Genomic DNA, 15,051 nt, shown 5'->3' with positions numbered 1-15,051 from the left:
CGGGCAATACGGCCCGTTTCGAGCTTGAGGGTCTTTCCGCCCAACTCGATTTCTACAGTCTTTACGTCAAACATGGTATTTCCTTATCGAACCCGATGCGCCCTATTGCGGACCGGGGCCTATCTGGCGGGCTAAACCGGCCCGCAACGGTCTTGGAGCTTTCGTGCCCCACAGGTCCCTCGCCTTATTGCGAAGCAGCCTTGACGCTCCATTTGTTCTCCTGCGAAAGCAGGAGCCCAGGGCGGAACGGAATGCCCTAAACTCTGGTTCCCCGCCTTCGCGGGGATGGCCCAATACGTAAACGGCCCGCCGAAGCGGGCCGAACGATTGGGGCACTTACTTGCGAAGACCCAGCTTGGCGATCAGGTCGCTGTAGCGGGTGGCGTCCTTCTTCTTCAGATAGTCGAGCAGCGAGCGCCGCTTGTTCACCATCATCAGCAGGCCGCGACGCGAGTGGTTGTCCTTGTGGTGCGCCTTGAAGTGGTCGGTCAGGTTGTTGATGCGCTCGGTCAGGATCGCGACCTGTACCTCGGGCGAACCGGTATCACCGGCCTCGCGCGCATGTTCCTTGATAACTTCTTCTTTGCGTACTGCACTGATCGTCATGTTTCTTCGTCCTTCGAACATCTATCCAAGGTTGAAGCCGCGCACCACCCGGACCTCCTGGTCCTCAAGCGACACGAGTGCGAGTGGAGTGCCATCACTCCCCCGCGCCCAATATCGCCCATCGTGTGCGGCTATCCCAGTCACGACCTGCCCCATATGGAGCCGCCTTGCCTGATCGGGTGTGAGGTCAAGAGCCGGGATGTCGGCCAGCCCTGCCTCGAATGGCAAGATTACGTCTTCTACGGCCGCGCCATGGCGGATTTGGTCCAGATTGTCCAGCGAAATCGCCCCCGACAAGGTGAACGGCCCCGCCTGCGTGCGGCGCAGCATGGTGACGTGGCCGACGGTCCCCAGCGCCTGCGCGATGTCGCACGCGAGCGAGCGGATGTAGGTGCCTTTCGAGACGTGCGCGGTGAGGGTGATCTCATCAATCCACTCCTCACCTGGTCCCCCGCGAAGGCAGGGGTCCATCTCCTGACCGCTCGTGCCGGGTGCAAGGTTCGGAGATGGGCCCCCGCCTTCGCGGGGGAACGGGAACGGTTCGTGGATGGTGAGGCGATGCACCGTTACCGCCCTCGACGCCAACTCTACCTCTTCGCCCGCCCGCGCCAGATCATACGCGCGTTTGCCATCGACCTTGAGCGCCGAATACGCCGGCGGCACCTGCTCGATCGGACCGGTGAAACGCGCCAGTACCGCCTCGATCTGCTCCAGCGTCGGCCGCACATCGCTGTGCGCCACGGCCACGCCTTCGACATCAAGCGTGTCGGTCTGCACCCCAAAGCGAATCGTGAAGTCGTACGTCTTGTCGCCGTTGAGCATCTGCCCGGTGAGCTTGGTCGCCTCGCCGAGCGCGATCGGCAGCACACCGGTGGCGAGCGGGTCGAGCGTGCCGCCATGGCCGACCTTGACCTTGCCGTGTCCCCCGGCGCGAAACGCGCGCTTGACCGCGGTCACCGCGTCGGTCGATCCCATGCCATAAGGCTTGTCCAAGATGATCCATCCGTGCATCACCGGGCCGTTAGCAGCGTTGTGCGGCTTAACCAAATGCCAACAAGGCTTTGCTAATCCCCGATGCCATGACCAACCGTCCGATCCTGTCGCTCGAACTCAACGAACTGTGCGCGCCGCTGCTCGATCGCTGGATGGCGGACGGCTCGCTGCCCAATTTCCGCAGGCTGCACGGGCGCTCGCATGTGTTTGAGACGCTGGCGGATACCGAGAGCCCCGAACAGCTGGAGCCGTGGATCCAGTGGTATTCGATCCACACCGGGCTGGCGTTTGACCAGCACCGCGTCTTCCGGCTGACCGACGGTCGAGGGGCTGCGCATCGCGATATTTGGCAGACGGTGCGCGATACCGGTGCGCCGGTGATGAACTTCGCCAGCATGAACGCGCGGCCGTTCGCAACGCCGGGATCGCTCTATGTCGGCGATCCTTGGAGCGAGCAGGGCGATGCCTTTCCGCCCGAGCTCAACATCTACAACCGCTTCGTCGGCCACAATGTCCGCGAATATTCCAACGCCGCCAACAAGCTTTCGGCGGGCGACTATGCCGCATTCCTGCGCTTTGCGCTGACGCACGGGCTGTCTGCGGCCACGGTGCTGCGCATCACCTCGCAGCTTGCGGGCGAGAGACTGGGCAAGGCGGGCAGCCACGCCCGAGTCGCGATCCTCGATGCGCTGCAGTACGACGTGTTCGCGCATTATTACCGGCGCATCCGGCCCCGGTTCGCCAGCTTTTTCGCGAATTCGGTCGCGCATCTGCAGCACAGCTATTGGCGGCACATGGACCCGTCCGCCTTCACCGTGCAGCCGGACGCTGAGGAAACCGCGCGCTATGCCAGCGCGATCCGTGACGGCTATGTCGCGATGGATGCGATGGTCGGGCGGTTCCTCGACCTGGCGGCCAAGCACGATGCGCTGATCGTGTTCCAGACCGCGCTCAGCCAACAACCGTTTGCGCGGTATGAGAACCAGGGCGGCCAGCACTTCCTGCGGCTGCGTGATCACAAGGCGTTTCTGGCCAAGTGCGGCATCGTCTGCCGGTCGGCGGACCCGACGATGACACACCAGTACATGCTGCGCTTCGACAGAGAGGCGGACCGCGCCGCCGCCAAGGCGCGGCTCGAGGCGTTTACGCTCGCGGACGGCTATCAGGTCTTCGCCACCCGCGACGATGGCGATGCCGATGCGCTGTATTTCGGCTGCCAGATCAGCTGGCAAATCGATGCCGAGACGCAAATGACCGACACCACGACGGGCAGGGCGATGACGATCGGGTCACTGCTCTATGCGATGGAGGGCGTGAAAAGCGGCTGCCACAGCCCTTCGGGATCGCTGTGGATCGCGACCGGCGCGCACGTGAAGCACGCGGAGCCGGTGTCGATTCTCGATATCTATCCCACCATGCTCGAGCTGATGGGTCTTCCTGCGCCCGACACCGACCGGCGCGGACACAGCCTGGCCGGATTGCTCAGCTCCCGCGCCGCCGCTTAGCCCCGGGGGCTGGGCCATTCATCCTTGAGCAGCCCGAACACGTAAGTATCGCGGATATGCCCGGTCCATGTGATCCGGTTCTTGCGCAATATGCCCTCGTGCGTCGCGCCCAGCTTGAGCACCGCCGCGCGGCTGCGCAGGTTGCGCGCATCGACGCGAAACTCGATCCGGGTATAGCCACAGGCAAACGCATGATCGATCATCAGCCGCTTCATGCTGGTGTTGACCCCTGCAGGCCCGCGTGCCGAAGGCTGGATATAGGTTCCGCCGATCTCGACCGTGTGGTTGCGCTCGTCGGGGTGGATATAGCAGGTCATGCCGACCAGCTCGCCATGGTGCATCACCGCAAAGCGCACCCAGTCGGTGGTGCCGTGAAATTGCTCCATCGCGGTCTCGAAATGCTCGCCCAGCATCGAGAAAGGATAGATTTCCCAGATGTCAGCGTCGCGCGCGCACGCGGCGCGCAGCGGCTCGATATGGTGCGGTTCCAGCGGCTCGAGCCGGACATCGCCCTCGGTCAGCACCGTGCGCAACAGGCTCACGCCATCCTTGCCATGAAGTGCTTGCGGCACAGCGCGATATAGCGGTCGTTGCCGCCGATCTCGGTCTGCGCGCCGGTCTTGACCGCCTCGCCGGTTTCATCGACCCGCAGGTTCATCGTCGCCTTCGCCCCGCATTCGCACACCGCCTTGAGCTCGACGAGATGATCGGCAACCGCGAGCAATTGTGCGCTGCCTGGAAACAGCTCGGCCTGGAAGTCGGTACGCAAACCATAGCACAGCACCGGAATTCTGAGTTCGTCGCAGATGCGCGCGCACTGGAAGACTTGCGGCTTGGTGAGGAACTGTGCCTCGTCGATCAGCACGCAGTGCAGCGGCGCTTCGGCGAGATCAAGCGCGACGGCAGCGAAGATGTCGGTGTCGGCCTCAAACAGATGTGCAGGTGCGCTAAGGCCGATCCGCGAGGTGATCTGCCCGGTGCCGAACCGGTCATCATGCGCCGCGGTCCACAGCATGGCGCGCATCCCGCGCTCGGCGTAGTTGAACGCCGCCTGGAGCAGCGTCGAGGATTTCCCCGCGTTCATCGAGGCGTAGTAGAAATAGAGTTTGGCCATCAGGGAAGATCCATAACCTCGACCGGGCTGTCAGAGCCCGCAAGTCTCTTGAGGCGCGCATCGAACGTGGCAAAGCCCTGGCATTCTCTGCTCGCGACCACGTGCACGAAATCCGCAAACTCACCTGCTGCAGCATATCTGTCGATCGCCCAACCAATCTCCGACGCCTGTTCGACAAAGATGCCTTCCAGCATGATCAGCGCGGCAAAGGTGGTCGCAATGTCCGCCCGGCTCCATTGGAAGCGCGAGCGCAACACCCATTCGGTTTCGAGCAGCACCGTAAGGGGTACGAACAGCTCGTGCTCGCTCAGCAATTCGCCGATGCGGTCGAGCTGTTCGGCATCGTCTTCGACAACCAGCCGGATGATGATATTTGTATCGGCCCCCAGCAGCAACGATCAGACTTCCCAGTCTTTGAACAGGGTTCCGATCTTGCTGGTCATGTCATCAATCGCAACCGGCGGCCCGGCATAGCGCGGGATGCGGCGACGGAACTCGGCAAAGCTGATCTTGTCCTCGGCATGGGCAGCGGATTCAAGGATGATCTGCCGTCCCGAACGCCGCACCCGCATCGGTTCTCCCTCGTGCAAATCAAGCTCATCCCGAATGTCCTTCGGAATGACAATCTGCCCCTTGGACGAAAGCTTGACGATAGCGTTCATTGCGCCAACATACGTCTTACCCGGTAAGACGTCAATCTTGGGCGTCGTCCTTGCCCAGATCCTGCGCGACCTTGGGCGCGCTGAGCAGCTTGTCGATGTGGCTGCCGGTGTCGAAGCTGTCATCGGCGAGGAACTTGAGTTTTGCCGCATATTTGGTGCGGATGCGCGCGGCGACTTCCTTCTGGAAGAACGCGGTGTTGGTGCGCAGCGCTTTCAGCACCACTTCCTCGTCCTTGCCGAGCAGGGGCTTCACGAACACGGTCGCGTGGCGCAGGTCTGGCGACATGCGCACTTCGGTGATCGAGATCGTGGTCGCAGCCAGCACGTCATCGTGCACCTCGCCGCGCGCCAGCAGCTCGGAGAGCACGTGCCGCACCTGTTCGCCCACGCGCAGCACGCGGACGGAGCGCCCTTCGGGGCCGGTATCGTTATGCTTGGCCATAATGTCCTTTCACGACACCCCGCCGCCTGGTCCAATGCTGGGCCAATAAGCGGCGGGGGTCACGAATTACAAGGTCCGGTCGCGCATTTCGACGTCGAACGTCTCAAGGATATCGCCCGGCTTGATGTCGTTCGTATCCTGCAGCACGACGCCGCATTCCAGCCCGGTGCGGACCTCGGCGACATCGTCCTTGAACCGGCGCAGCGAGGCGATGACCGTCTTGCTGACGATGACATCGTCGCGCGTGATACGGGCATGCAGCCCCTTGCGCATGATGCCGTCGGTGACGAGCAGACCTGCTGCCTTGTCCTTCTTGCCCGCGGGGAAGATCTCCTTGATCTCGGCGCGGCCAACGACGGTTTCGATGCGCTCGGGGCCAAGAACCCCTGCCATCTCGCCGCGGATGTCGTCGAGCAGATCGTAGATGATGTCGAAGTACTTGAACCGCACGCCATCACGCGTCGCAAGCGCCCGTGCCTGCGCGTTGGCGCGGACATTGAAGCCGATGATCGGCGCGTTCGAGGCCTTGGCCAGCGTCACGTCTGACTCGGTGATGGCACCCACGCCAGCGTGCAGCACGCGGGCCTTGATGTCATCGGTCGAGATCTTGTTGAGCGCGGTGACGATCGCTTCGACCGAACCCTGCACATCGCCCTTGACCAGCACCGGATATTCCTTGGCGCGGTTGGCGGCGAGCGACGAGAACATCGTGTCGATGTTGGTCGGTGCCATCGTCGTGCGCTTTTCGAGCGCCTTCTGGCGGCGATAATCGGCGACTTCACGCGCCCGCTGCTCGTTCTCGACCACGGTCAGCTTGTCGCCCGCAGACGGCACGCCGGTGAGGCCGAGCACTTCGACGGGCTCGGACGGTCCCGCGCTTGGGACCTGCTTGCCCTTGTCGTTGATCAGCGCGCGGACCTTGCCCGACTGCTCGCCCACGACGAAGATGTCGCCCTTCTTGAGCGTGCCGCGTTGCACCAGAACGGTGGCAACGGGGCCACGGCCCTTGTCGAGCTTGGCCTCGATCACGACGGCTTCTGCTGCGCGATCGGGGTTGGCCTTGAGCTCGAGCAGTTCGGCCTGAAGCATGATCTTCTCGATCAGGCCATCAAGGTTGATCTTCTTGAGCGCCGAGACTTCCACGTCCTGCACGTCACCCGACATCGCTTCCACGATGACCTCGTGCTCGAGCAGGCGTTCGCGGATCTTCTGCGGGTTGGCGCCTTCCTTGTCGACCTTGTTGATCGCCACGATCATCGGCACGCCGGCCGCCTTGGTGTGGTTGATCGCCTCGATCGTCTGCGGCATCAGGCCGTCATCGGCCGCCACCACCAGGATGACGATGTCGGTGACATTGGCACCGCGTGCGCGCATCTCAGTAAAGGCCGAGTGGCCCGGGGTGTCGAGGAAGGTGATCTTGTCGCCCGAGGGGACCTGCACCTGATAGGCGCCGATATGCTGGGTGATGCCACCGGCCTCGCCAGCGACGACATCGGTGCCGCGCAGGGCATCGAGCAGGCTGGTCTTGCCGTGATCGACATGGCCCATGATCGTCACCACCGGCGCGCGGGGCGACTGGGTTTCGTCGGCATCGACATCGGCATCGTGATCGATTTCGATATCGGAATCAGAGACGCGCTTGATCCTGTGGCCGAACTCTTCGACCAGCAGTTCGGCGGTGTCCTGATCGATCGCTTCGTTGATGGTGACCATCATGCCCAGCTTGAACAGCGACTTGACGAGGTCCGAGCCCTTTTCCGCCATGCGGTTGGCCAGTTCCTGGATCGTGATGACCTCAGGGACGACGACGTCGCGGACCTGCTTGGGCTGAGCTTCGCGGCTCTGGCCCGACATGTGCGAGCGGCGTTCCTTGTCGCGAGCACGCTTCAATGCGGCGAGGCTGCGCGCACGCGCACCGCCATCACCTTCGTTCAGCGCCTTGCTGACGGTCAGCTTGCCCGACTGGCGACGATTGTCGACAACCTTGGCGCCGGTCGCCTTCTTGGGCTTGATCTCGGGACGCGGGGGCGATGCGACGGGCGTGAACCGGCGCGGGGGAGGGACCACCGCAGGCTTGGCTTCTTCGGGCGCAGCCGCTTCAGTCGCAGCCGGCTCGGCCTTGGCTTCGGCAGGCGCAGCTTCCGGCGGGGTGCTGGCAGCGGCGGGCGTAGCATCGGCTGCCGGGGCAGGCGCGGGGGCTGCAGCAGGCTCGCTCTCGGCCTTCTTGGCATCCTCTGCACGGCGGCGTGCTTCTTCGGCGGCGCGCTGCTTCTCTTCGGTTTCGCGGCGACGCGCTTCCTCGAGCGACGACAGGCGCGCTTCTTCGGCTTCGCGCAGCAGCTTTTCCTGCAGCTCGCGACGGCTCAGCATCGAAGACTGGGTGGGGCGCGGCGGCGGCGGCGGTGCAACCGGAGCGGGCGCAGGGGCAGGGGCGGGCGCAGGTGCGGCAGCGGGGGCGGCGGCAGGCGCTTCGCCCGGCTTGCCGACCAGCTTGCGCCGCTTCACTTCGACCACGACCTTGTTGGTGCGACCGTGGCTGAACGTCTGTTTGACTTCGCCAGCCTCGACAGAACGCTTCAGCCCCAAAGGCTTGCGACCCAGTGTCGGCTTGTTTTCGGTATCTTCACTCATCGAACAGACTCAATCCTCAATAAATACGTCACGTCGGGCGATGCGTGGGAACATCGCCGGTTCGCGTGGGGCGATCCACGCACGCCAATGCGCGCTAGATCGTCATTCCGGGGGCAGGTTCGGCCCCCTCCCCTTTGAAATGCAGCAATCGGCCAAGAAACTGGTCAATGCGCGCGGCGGCGCGATGATCGGTCAGCGCAACATGTACCGCGTTGTCGCGCCCCAATGCCACAGACAGGCGGGTGCGGTCTACAGGCAATACTATGCCGCGATCACCGCTTCCCTCGGTGTCACTGCCGACGCGCCAGGCCTGGTCGAGCTTGCCGTTGCCATCGGCGGATGCGTCGCTGGCGTGCAGCAGCATCGCCACTTTTCCGCGGCGGGCGGTCTCTCCGATGCGGTCCGAACCGGTGAGCAACGTGCCCGACCTGGCCTCCAGCCCCAGCCGGTCGAGCAGCGCGCGGGTCAGCGCCTCCTCGATGGCATCAGGCAGGTCTTCGGGAATGGTGATCGGCCCGGTCTTAAACGCGCGGGCGAGGGCGCCTTTGAGCTTGCCCTTGGCGATCGCCTCTTCAAGGCCGGCGCGATCCACGCCGATCCACGCGCCGCGTCCGGGCGCTTTGGCGCGGACATCGGGCGCGACGACGCCATCGGGGCTGATCGCCAGGCGAATCAGATGCGCGCGCTCGTCCCGCTCGCCGCTGAGGATACAGCGGCGAATGGGACCTTCTGCGGTGTCGGCAGAGGGGGTAGGCGCGTCGGCTGCTAGATCAGCAACCGTGTCATTGGGAGGTTTCCGCATTCGCGTCCTCCCCAGTTTCAGCCGTGGCTTCGGCTGCGACTTCTGGCTCAGCTTCGGCTGCCGGAGCAGCTTCTGCCTTGGCTTCAACCGAAGTATCTTCGTCTTCGAACCAGTGCGCACGCGCCGCCATGATGATCTCGTTGCCCTGCTCTTCGTTCAGGCCATAGGTCGCCAGCACGCCGCCCTTGTCTTCGGGACGCTTGTTGGTCGGCGCCGAATTGTCGCGGCGACGCTGCTCGACGCGCTTCTTGGCGATCAGCTCGTCGGTGGCGAGATCGGCCAGATCGTCGAGCGTCTTGATGCCCGCCTTGCCCAGAGTCACCAGCATGGCTTCGGTGAGGTGCGGCAGCTCGGCCAGCGCATCTTCGACGCCCAGAGCGCGACGCTCTTCGCGCGATGCTTCTTCGCGGCGATCGAGTGCTTCCTGCGCGCGGTTCTGCAGCTCGGCTGCCAGTTCCTCGTCAAAGCCTTCGATGCCCGAAAGCTCGTCGGGCGAGACATAAGCGACTTCCTCGAGCTCGCTGAAGCCTTCGGCGACCAGCAGCTGCGAGAGCGTCTCGTCGACGTCGAGTTCGTTCTGGAACAGCTCGGAGCGCTCGGTGAATTCCTTCTGGCGCTTCTCGCTCGATTCGGCCTCGGTCATGATGTCGATCGCCGAACCGGTGAGCTGGCTGGCCAGACGCACGTTCTGGCCGCGACGACCGATGGCGAGCGACAGCTGATCGTCGGGGACGACGACTTCGATGCGGCTTTCTTCCTCGTCGATCACCACGCGGCTGACGGTGGCGGGCTGGAGCGCGTTGACCACGAAGGTCGCGGTGTCTTCGGACCAGGGGATGATGTCGATCTTTTCGCCCTGCATTTCCTGCACGACGGCCTGAACGCGGCTGCCCTTCATGCCGACGCAGGCGCCGACGGGATCGATCGAGCTGTCATAGCTGATCACGCCGATCTTGGCGCGGCTGCCCGGATCGCGCGCAGCTGCCTTGATCTGGATGATGCCGTCGTAGATTTCGGGCACTTCGAGTTCGAACAGCTTGCGCATGAAATCGGGGTGCGCGCGGCTGAGGAAAATCTGCGGTCCGCGGTTTTCGCGGCGGACGTTGAGGATGATCGCGCGGATGCGATCGCCGACGCGCGCCACTTCGCGCGGGATCTGCTGTTCGCGGCGGATCACGCCTTCGGCGCGGCCCAGGTTGACGATGACATGGCCGAATTCGACCGACTTGACGACACCGGTGATGATTTCGCCGACGCGGTCCTTGAACTCTTCATGCTGGCGCTCGCGCTCGGCGTCGCGGACCTTCTGGAAGATCACCTGCTTGGCGGCCTGCGCATCGATGCGGCCCAGGTCCACGGCAGGAAGCGGATCGACGATGAAATCGCCGACGACCGCGCCGTCCTGAAGCTTCTGCGCGGCCTTGACGTCGACCTGCTTGAAATAATCCTCGACGGTCTCGACCACCTCGACGACGCGCCAGATGCGCAGATCGCCGGTGTTGCCGTCGAGCTTGGCGCGGATGTCGTTCTCGGCGCCATAACGGGCCCGGGCAGCGCGCTGGATCGCCTCTTCCATCGCTTCGAGCACGATGGATTTGTCGATCATCTTTTCGGTTGCCACCGAATTGGCGATGGCGAGAAGTTCAGCCTTGTTGGCGGAAATGGCGCTGGCCATGATCAGTCTTCCTGTTCTTCGAGTTCGTCGGAATCGTGTGCGTCTTCAATTTCGTCGGCGCCGCTGGTGTCGAGCGGGCGGGTCGCGGCGATCAGCTTGTTGGTCAGCATCAATTTGGCGCTGATAACATTCGCATGCGGCACGGTGACCGTGCCGGTCTTCTTGTCCTGTACGGTGATCTGATCGCCTTCGAGGCTCAGCAGATCGCCGGTGAGCTGCTTGCGGCCCTGCGCGGGTTCATGCAGCACCAGCCGGGCTTCGTGCCCCAGCCAGTTGCCGAAATCCTTGAGCCGGGTCAGCGGACGGTCGATGCCGGGCGAGCTGACCTCGAGCCGGTACGATCCGGGGACCGGGTCCTTGCCAGCTTCCTCGAGCGCATCGAACACGTCCGAGATGCGCCGCGACAGGCTGGCGCAATCGTCGATGTTGAGCTGTCCGGTGTCGGGCCGCTCGGCCATGATCTGCAGCGTCCGCTCGTCGCCCGCACCGAACAGGTGCACGCGCACGAGATCAAAGCCGAGCGCGTTGGCTTCGGGCTCGATCAGGGCAGACACGGCAGAAAGGTCGGTCAAAGGCGGGCTCTCACATAGAATACTGGCGTTGATATCTGTCGATCAGGCGGCAAAAGCGTTTTCGTGCCGGCCCCAGTGGCGCCAGCCCGTCAAGCTTCAACAACCATGTCGGGATGGATCGCCATATAGGCGTGCGACCACGCAATGGCAAGAATTATGTCGGCGTACAGATGCCCGGCGCGGCGGCGTACCGCTGCGTTAACCCGGGCACGCGGCACCGTCCCGCAGGGGGACGGCCGCAACCGGGCGCTGGCGATTCGGGCACGTCGGGCGTAACATGACGACCATGCCGCACCTGTGCGGTCGATCGTGGTAGACGAACGGAGCTTTTTGATATGGCGGCACACTGGCCCGGAAGACGGCAAATGGCAGGCGCAGGCATGCTGGCCGCTGCGGCATTGCTGGTGACCGCCGTCGTCACCAGCGCGCCGGGGGATGCCGCGATCAAGTCCGCTTCCGTTGTCGCGGCCGATGGCGCCGACGCCGCAGCGGGCACAGCTCCTGCTATGCGCACGCTGACCAAGGCAGAGGCGGCTGCGACCAGTCCCGAGCAGATCGGCTATGCGATCAAGAGCGTGATGACCATCGACGGGCCGTTGGGCCATGGCAATTATTACTGGGACGAAAGCCGCGCTCCGGCGACCGGGCCGATGCTGATCACGGTCGATCTGGAGGCGCAGACCATGTCGGTCTTCCGCGACGGGCACGAGATCGGGGTGGCGGTGATCCTGTACGGCACGCCGGAAAAGCCGACCCCGCTGGGTGCGTTCCCGATCACCCAGAAGCACGCCGACCACGTATCGAACCTCTATGACGCGCCGATGCCCTATATGCTGCGGCTGACCAATGATGGCGTGGCGGTTCACGGCAGCGAGGTGGAGTGGGGCTATGGCACGCGCGGCTGCATCGGCGTGCCCACCGCGTTCGCCAAGAAGCTGTTCGATCAGGTCAAGCTTGGCGACATCGTCATCATCACCAACGGCCAGCGCATCAACGTCGGCGATGCGGTTGCGGGCGTCTGACGCTCCGCATCTGCTCGCTAAGCATCTGCTGGATAAGCGGTCCACCGCGCGCTAGACACGGTTCATGGACCGTCAACAGGCCGATCTGCTGACCCGCCAGGGGATAACCGCGCTGCGCCAGGGGGATGCTGCGCAGGCCCGATTCTGCTTTGCGTCCGTTGCCAGCACGCCGCCGCCGGGTGAGGACGCGCCATGGTTCTTGCTGGCGCAGGCCTGCCAGGCGCTGGGCGATATCGAAGGCCAGGATCAGGCGCTGACCGCATTGCTCGCTTCCGATCCGCGCCATCTGGGTGGTCTGCTGCTGATGGCGGGGTGCAAGGCCGCGCAAGGCGATTCGCGCGCCGCCTCCTCGTTCTATACCACCGCGCTGGCGGTCGCCGATCATGCAGGTGCTGCGCAGGTGCCGCAGGGACTGGTGCCGCTGCTGCATCAGGCGCAGCATTATCTGCAACAGGCCCAGGGCGAATATGGCCGGTTTCTCGCCGAGAGACTGGCGGCCGAGGGCATCCAGCCCGGCGCGGTCTCGCCGCGCGTTGATCTGGCGCTCGACCTGCTGCTGGGCCGCAAGCAACTCTACGTGCAGGAGCCGACGAGCTTTTATTTCCCCGGTCTACCGCAGCGCCAGTTCTATGAAGGCCACGAGTTCGACTGGGCCGAGGCGTTTGAGGCAGCCGCACCCGACATGGTCGCCGAGCTGGAAGACTTGCTCGGCCGCCAACCGGGCGATTTCGCACCTTATGTGCAGACCCGGCCCGACCGCCCCGCCGCCGCCAATCCGTTGCGCGACGATCCCAGCTGGGGCGCGCATTATCTGTGGGAGCAGGGGGCGATCGTCGCCGATCACGCCGCATTGGCCCCCGTGACGATGCGTGCGCTGGAACTGCCGCCGATGCCGGTGATCACCGAACGCTCGCCGATGGCGCTGTACTCGCTGCTGCGTCCGGGCACGCATATCAAGCCGCACAACGGCATGCTCAACACCCGGCTGATCTGCCACCTGCCGCTGATCACCAACCCGGACTGCGCCATCCGGGTGGGCAACGAGACGCGCAGCTGGCAGCGGGGCAAGCTGCTGATCTTCGACGACAGCATCGAGCACGAAGCGTGGAACCGCGGCGGGGACACGCGAATCATCCTGCTGTTCGAGATCTGGCGGCCCGAAATCTCGGACGACGAACGCCGCGCGCTTACGGTGGTGTTCGAGGCGATCAGCGCTTATGGCGGCCTTTCGCGCGACCAGGGTTGAGGGTGCTAGGGCGCACTGTTTGTGCGCAACATGGCCTCGCGGCGAATGCGCTTGACCTGACACGCTGTATTATGGCAGTGAAGCAGTGATGGCAGACAACAGCAAACCCGTTTATCTCAAGCTGCGCGATATCATCGCAGCGTCGATCCTTGATGGCGTTTATGCCGAAGGTGACATGCTCCCGTCCGTCCGCGCCTTCGCCGCCGAGCAGCAGGCCAATCCGCTGACCGTCGCCAAGGCCTATCAGATGTTCCAGGATCAGGGTCTGGTCGAGGTGCAGCGCGGGGTTGGCATGTATGTCGCCAGCGGAGCGACCGAAAAGCTGCGCAACATGGAACGCGACGATTTTCTCAAGCACATCTGGCCGCCGGTGCTGCGCCAGATGCAGCGCATCGGCCTGTCGCCCGCAACTCTGCTCGCCGACGAAAAGGCTTAAGGCTCTACCTCACCTTCGGGCAGATCCTCGACGCGGGGTAGCAGGCCTGCCAGCGCGGCATCGAACTGTTCCTTGTCGAGCCGCCCTTCCCATTTCGACACCACCACCGTGGCCACCGCATTGCCGATGAAGTTGGTCAGGCTGCGGCATTCGGACATGAAGCGGTCGATCCCCAGGATCAGCGCCATCCCCGCCACGGGCACCGATGGCACGATCGACAGCGTCGCCACCAGCGTGATGAAGCCCGCGCCGGTCACGCCTGCCGCCCCCTTGGACGAGATCATCGCCACACCCAGCAGCAACAACTGCTCGCCGAGCGACAGATCGACGTTGCACGCCTGCGCGATGAACAGCGCCGCCAGCGTCATATAGATGTTGGTGCCGTCAAGGTTGAAGCTGTAACCGGTGGGGACGACCAGGCCGACCACGGTCTTGGGGCAGCCGGCGCGCTCCATCTTCTCGATCAGCGAGGGCAATGCGCTTTCCGAGGACGAGGTGCCCAGCACCAGCAGCAGTTCGGCCTTGAGGTAGCTGATCAGCTTGAGGATCGAAAACCCGCAGAACCGCGCGACGGCGCCCAGCACGACCAGCACGAACAGCAAGGACGTCGCATAGAAGGTCGCCACCAGCGCCGCGAGATTGGCGAGCGTTCCGATGCCGTATTCGCCGATGGTGAATGCCATCGCGCCGAAAGCGCCGATGGGCGCTGCCTTCATCACGATACCGACCAGCTTGAAGAACGCGATCGAGGCATCCTCGAGCAGATCGAGCAGCCTGGCCCCCTTGTCGCCGATCATCGCCAGCGAGACGCCGAACAGGATCGAGACGAACAGCACCTGCAGCAGGTTGCCCTCGCTGAGCGAAGACAAGAAGGTGTCGGGAACGATCGATGTCAGAAACCCGGTGATACTGGTGTCCTGTGCCTTGGCGGCGAACTCGCTGACCTTGCTGGTGTCGAGCGTTGCCGGATCGATGTTCAGCCCGTCGCCCGGGCGCACGACATTGGCGACGATCATCCCGATGAACAGGGCGAGTGTCGAAAAGAACAGGAAATAGGCAAACGCCTTGCCCGCGACGCGCCCCACGCTCGCCAGATCGCGCATCCCGGCGATGCCGGTGACGATGGTGAGGAAGATGACCGGCGCGATCACCATCTTGACCAGCTTGATGAAGACATCGCCCAAGGGCTTCATCGCCGCGCCGGTCTCGGGCACGAAATGCCCGAGCGTGACGCCCGCGACGATCGCGACCAGCACCTGCAGGTAAAGCTGGGCGTACCATGGCTTGCGCGGCAGGGAGTGTGAGCCGGCGGTCGCAGCCGAAGTTTGGGGGAGCATCGCTTTTG

Annotated in this window: 16 protein-coding genes; 4 read left to right on the top strand and 12 right to left on the bottom strand. The window is 64.0% G+C overall.

Annotated elements, in window-relative coordinates; translation table 11 throughout:
- Positions 1 to 336: 336 nt before the first annotated feature.
- Together rpsO and truB are read right to left on the bottom strand one after the other, a co-directional pair.
- Positions 337 to 606 (bottom strand): 30S ribosomal protein S15, encoded by a 270-nt coding sequence (gene rpsO, locus ACK4R0_RS15880; protein ID WP_054134136.1) that lies wholly within the window; start codon positions 604 to 606, stop codon positions 337 to 339.
- Between the two features lie 21 nt (positions 607 to 627).
- A complete protein-coding gene (truB, locus tag ACK4R0_RS15875) occupies positions 628 to 1,617 on the bottom strand; it encodes a tRNA pseudouridine(55) synthase TruB (RefSeq protein WP_409676211.1) in 990 nt (329 codons plus the stop codon).
- A 68-nt stretch (positions 1,618 to 1,685) separates the two neighbouring features.
- Here truB and ACK4R0_RS15870 point away from each other — a divergent pair, with 68 nt between their 5' ends.
- Complete coding sequence (locus tag ACK4R0_RS15870; protein ID WP_409676208.1) at positions 1,686 to 3,104, top strand: hypothetical protein; 1,419 nt, start codon at positions 1,686 to 1,688, stop codon at positions 3,102 to 3,104.
- Here the strand turns inward: ACK4R0_RS15870 and ACK4R0_RS15865 are convergent.
- The 9 genes from ACK4R0_RS15865 to rimP all read right to left on the bottom strand — a co-directional run bounded on the left by ACK4R0_RS15865 (position 3,101) and on the right by rimP (position 11,002).
- Positions 3,101 to 3,646: a GNAT family N-acetyltransferase gene (locus tag ACK4R0_RS15865; RefSeq protein ID WP_409676205.1), complete on the bottom strand. Its 546-nt coding sequence runs from the start codon at positions 3,644 to 3,646 to the stop codon at positions 3,101 to 3,103. The genes ACK4R0_RS15870 and ACK4R0_RS15865 overlap by 4 nt on opposite strands.
- Entirely contained in the window at positions 3,643 to 4,218 is a 576-nt protein-coding gene (locus ACK4R0_RS15860; RefSeq protein WP_409676202.1) for a thymidine kinase, read from the bottom strand. The genes ACK4R0_RS15865 and ACK4R0_RS15860 overlap by 4 nt, the downstream gene beginning before the upstream one ends.
- Positions 4,218 to 4,613 carry a type II toxin-antitoxin system VapC family toxin gene (locus ACK4R0_RS15855; RefSeq protein WP_409676199.1) on the bottom strand — a complete coding sequence of 132 codons (396 nt, stop codon included), beginning with the start codon at positions 4,611 to 4,613 and terminating at the stop codon, positions 4,218 to 4,220. Before ACK4R0_RS15855 ends, ACK4R0_RS15860 begins: the two co-directional genes overlap by 1 nt.
- Before the next feature lie 3 nt (positions 4,614 to 4,616).
- Positions 4,617 to 4,880, bottom strand: coding sequence for an AbrB/MazE/SpoVT family DNA-binding domain-containing protein (locus ACK4R0_RS15850; protein ID WP_409676196.1), 264 nt, complete (start codon positions 4,878 to 4,880; stop codon positions 4,617 to 4,619).
- Positions 4,881 to 4,911: 31 nt separating this feature from the next.
- A complete protein-coding gene (rbfA, locus tag ACK4R0_RS15845) occupies positions 4,912 to 5,322 on the bottom strand; it encodes a 30S ribosome-binding factor RbfA (RefSeq protein WP_409676193.1) in 411 nt (136 codons plus the stop codon).
- Between the two features lie 66 nt (positions 5,323 to 5,388).
- Positions 5,389 to 7,953: a translation initiation factor IF-2 gene (gene infB / locus ACK4R0_RS15840; RefSeq protein ID WP_409676190.1), complete on the bottom strand. Its 2,565-nt coding sequence runs from the start codon at positions 7,951 to 7,953 to the stop codon at positions 5,389 to 5,391.
- Between the two features lie 94 nt (positions 7,954 to 8,047).
- A complete protein-coding gene (locus tag ACK4R0_RS15835) occupies positions 8,048 to 8,755 on the bottom strand; it encodes a DUF448 domain-containing protein (protein WP_409676187.1) in 708 nt (235 codons plus the stop codon).
- Complete coding sequence (gene nusA, locus ACK4R0_RS15830) at positions 8,736 to 10,430, bottom strand: transcription termination factor NusA (RefSeq protein WP_409676184.1); 1,695 nt, start codon at positions 10,428 to 10,430, stop codon at positions 8,736 to 8,738. Before nusA ends, ACK4R0_RS15835 begins: the two co-directional genes overlap by 20 nt.
- Positions 10,431 to 10,432: 2 nt before the next feature.
- Entirely contained in the window at positions 10,433 to 11,002 is a 570-nt protein-coding gene (gene rimP, locus ACK4R0_RS15825; protein WP_409676181.1) for a ribosome maturation protein RimP, read from the bottom strand.
- Between the two features lie 365 nt (positions 11,003 to 11,367).
- On the opposite strand from rimP, the gene ACK4R0_RS15820 reads away from it, so the two are divergent.
- The 3 genes from ACK4R0_RS15820 to ACK4R0_RS15810 all read left to right on the top strand — a co-directional run bounded on the left by ACK4R0_RS15820 (position 11,368) and on the right by ACK4R0_RS15810 (position 13,706).
- Entirely contained in the window at positions 11,368 to 12,024 is a 657-nt protein-coding gene (locus tag ACK4R0_RS15820; protein ID WP_409676178.1) for a L,D-transpeptidase family protein, read from the top strand.
- A 64-nt stretch (positions 12,025 to 12,088) separates the two neighbouring features.
- Entirely contained in the window at positions 12,089 to 13,270 is a 1,182-nt protein-coding gene (locus tag ACK4R0_RS15815; RefSeq protein ID WP_409676175.1) for an aspartyl/asparaginyl beta-hydroxylase domain-containing protein, read from the top strand.
- Between the two features lie 88 nt (positions 13,271 to 13,358).
- Positions 13,359 to 13,706 carry a GntR family transcriptional regulator gene (locus tag ACK4R0_RS15810; RefSeq protein WP_409676172.1) on the top strand — a complete coding sequence of 116 codons (348 nt, stop codon included), beginning with the start codon at positions 13,359 to 13,361 and terminating at the stop codon, positions 13,704 to 13,706.
- On the opposite strand, the gene ACK4R0_RS15805 is transcribed toward ACK4R0_RS15810, so the two are convergent.
- The gene (locus ACK4R0_RS15805; protein WP_409676169.1) at positions 13,703 to 15,043 is read right to left on the bottom strand and encodes a dicarboxylate/amino acid:cation symporter; all 1,341 of its coding nucleotides are present in this window, start codon (positions 15,041 to 15,043) and stop codon (positions 13,703 to 13,705) included. The genes ACK4R0_RS15810 and ACK4R0_RS15805 overlap by 4 nt on opposite strands.
- Positions 15,044 to 15,051: the final 8 nt, after the last annotated feature.

The organism is Blastomonas sp. (assembly GCF_046294995.1).
Taxonomy (GTDB): Bacteria; Pseudomonadota; Alphaproteobacteria; order Sphingomonadales; family Sphingomonadaceae; genus Blastomonas.
The sequence above is the reverse complement of the archived record's forward strand: the minus strand, read 5'-3'. Positions and strand labels throughout refer to the sequence as shown.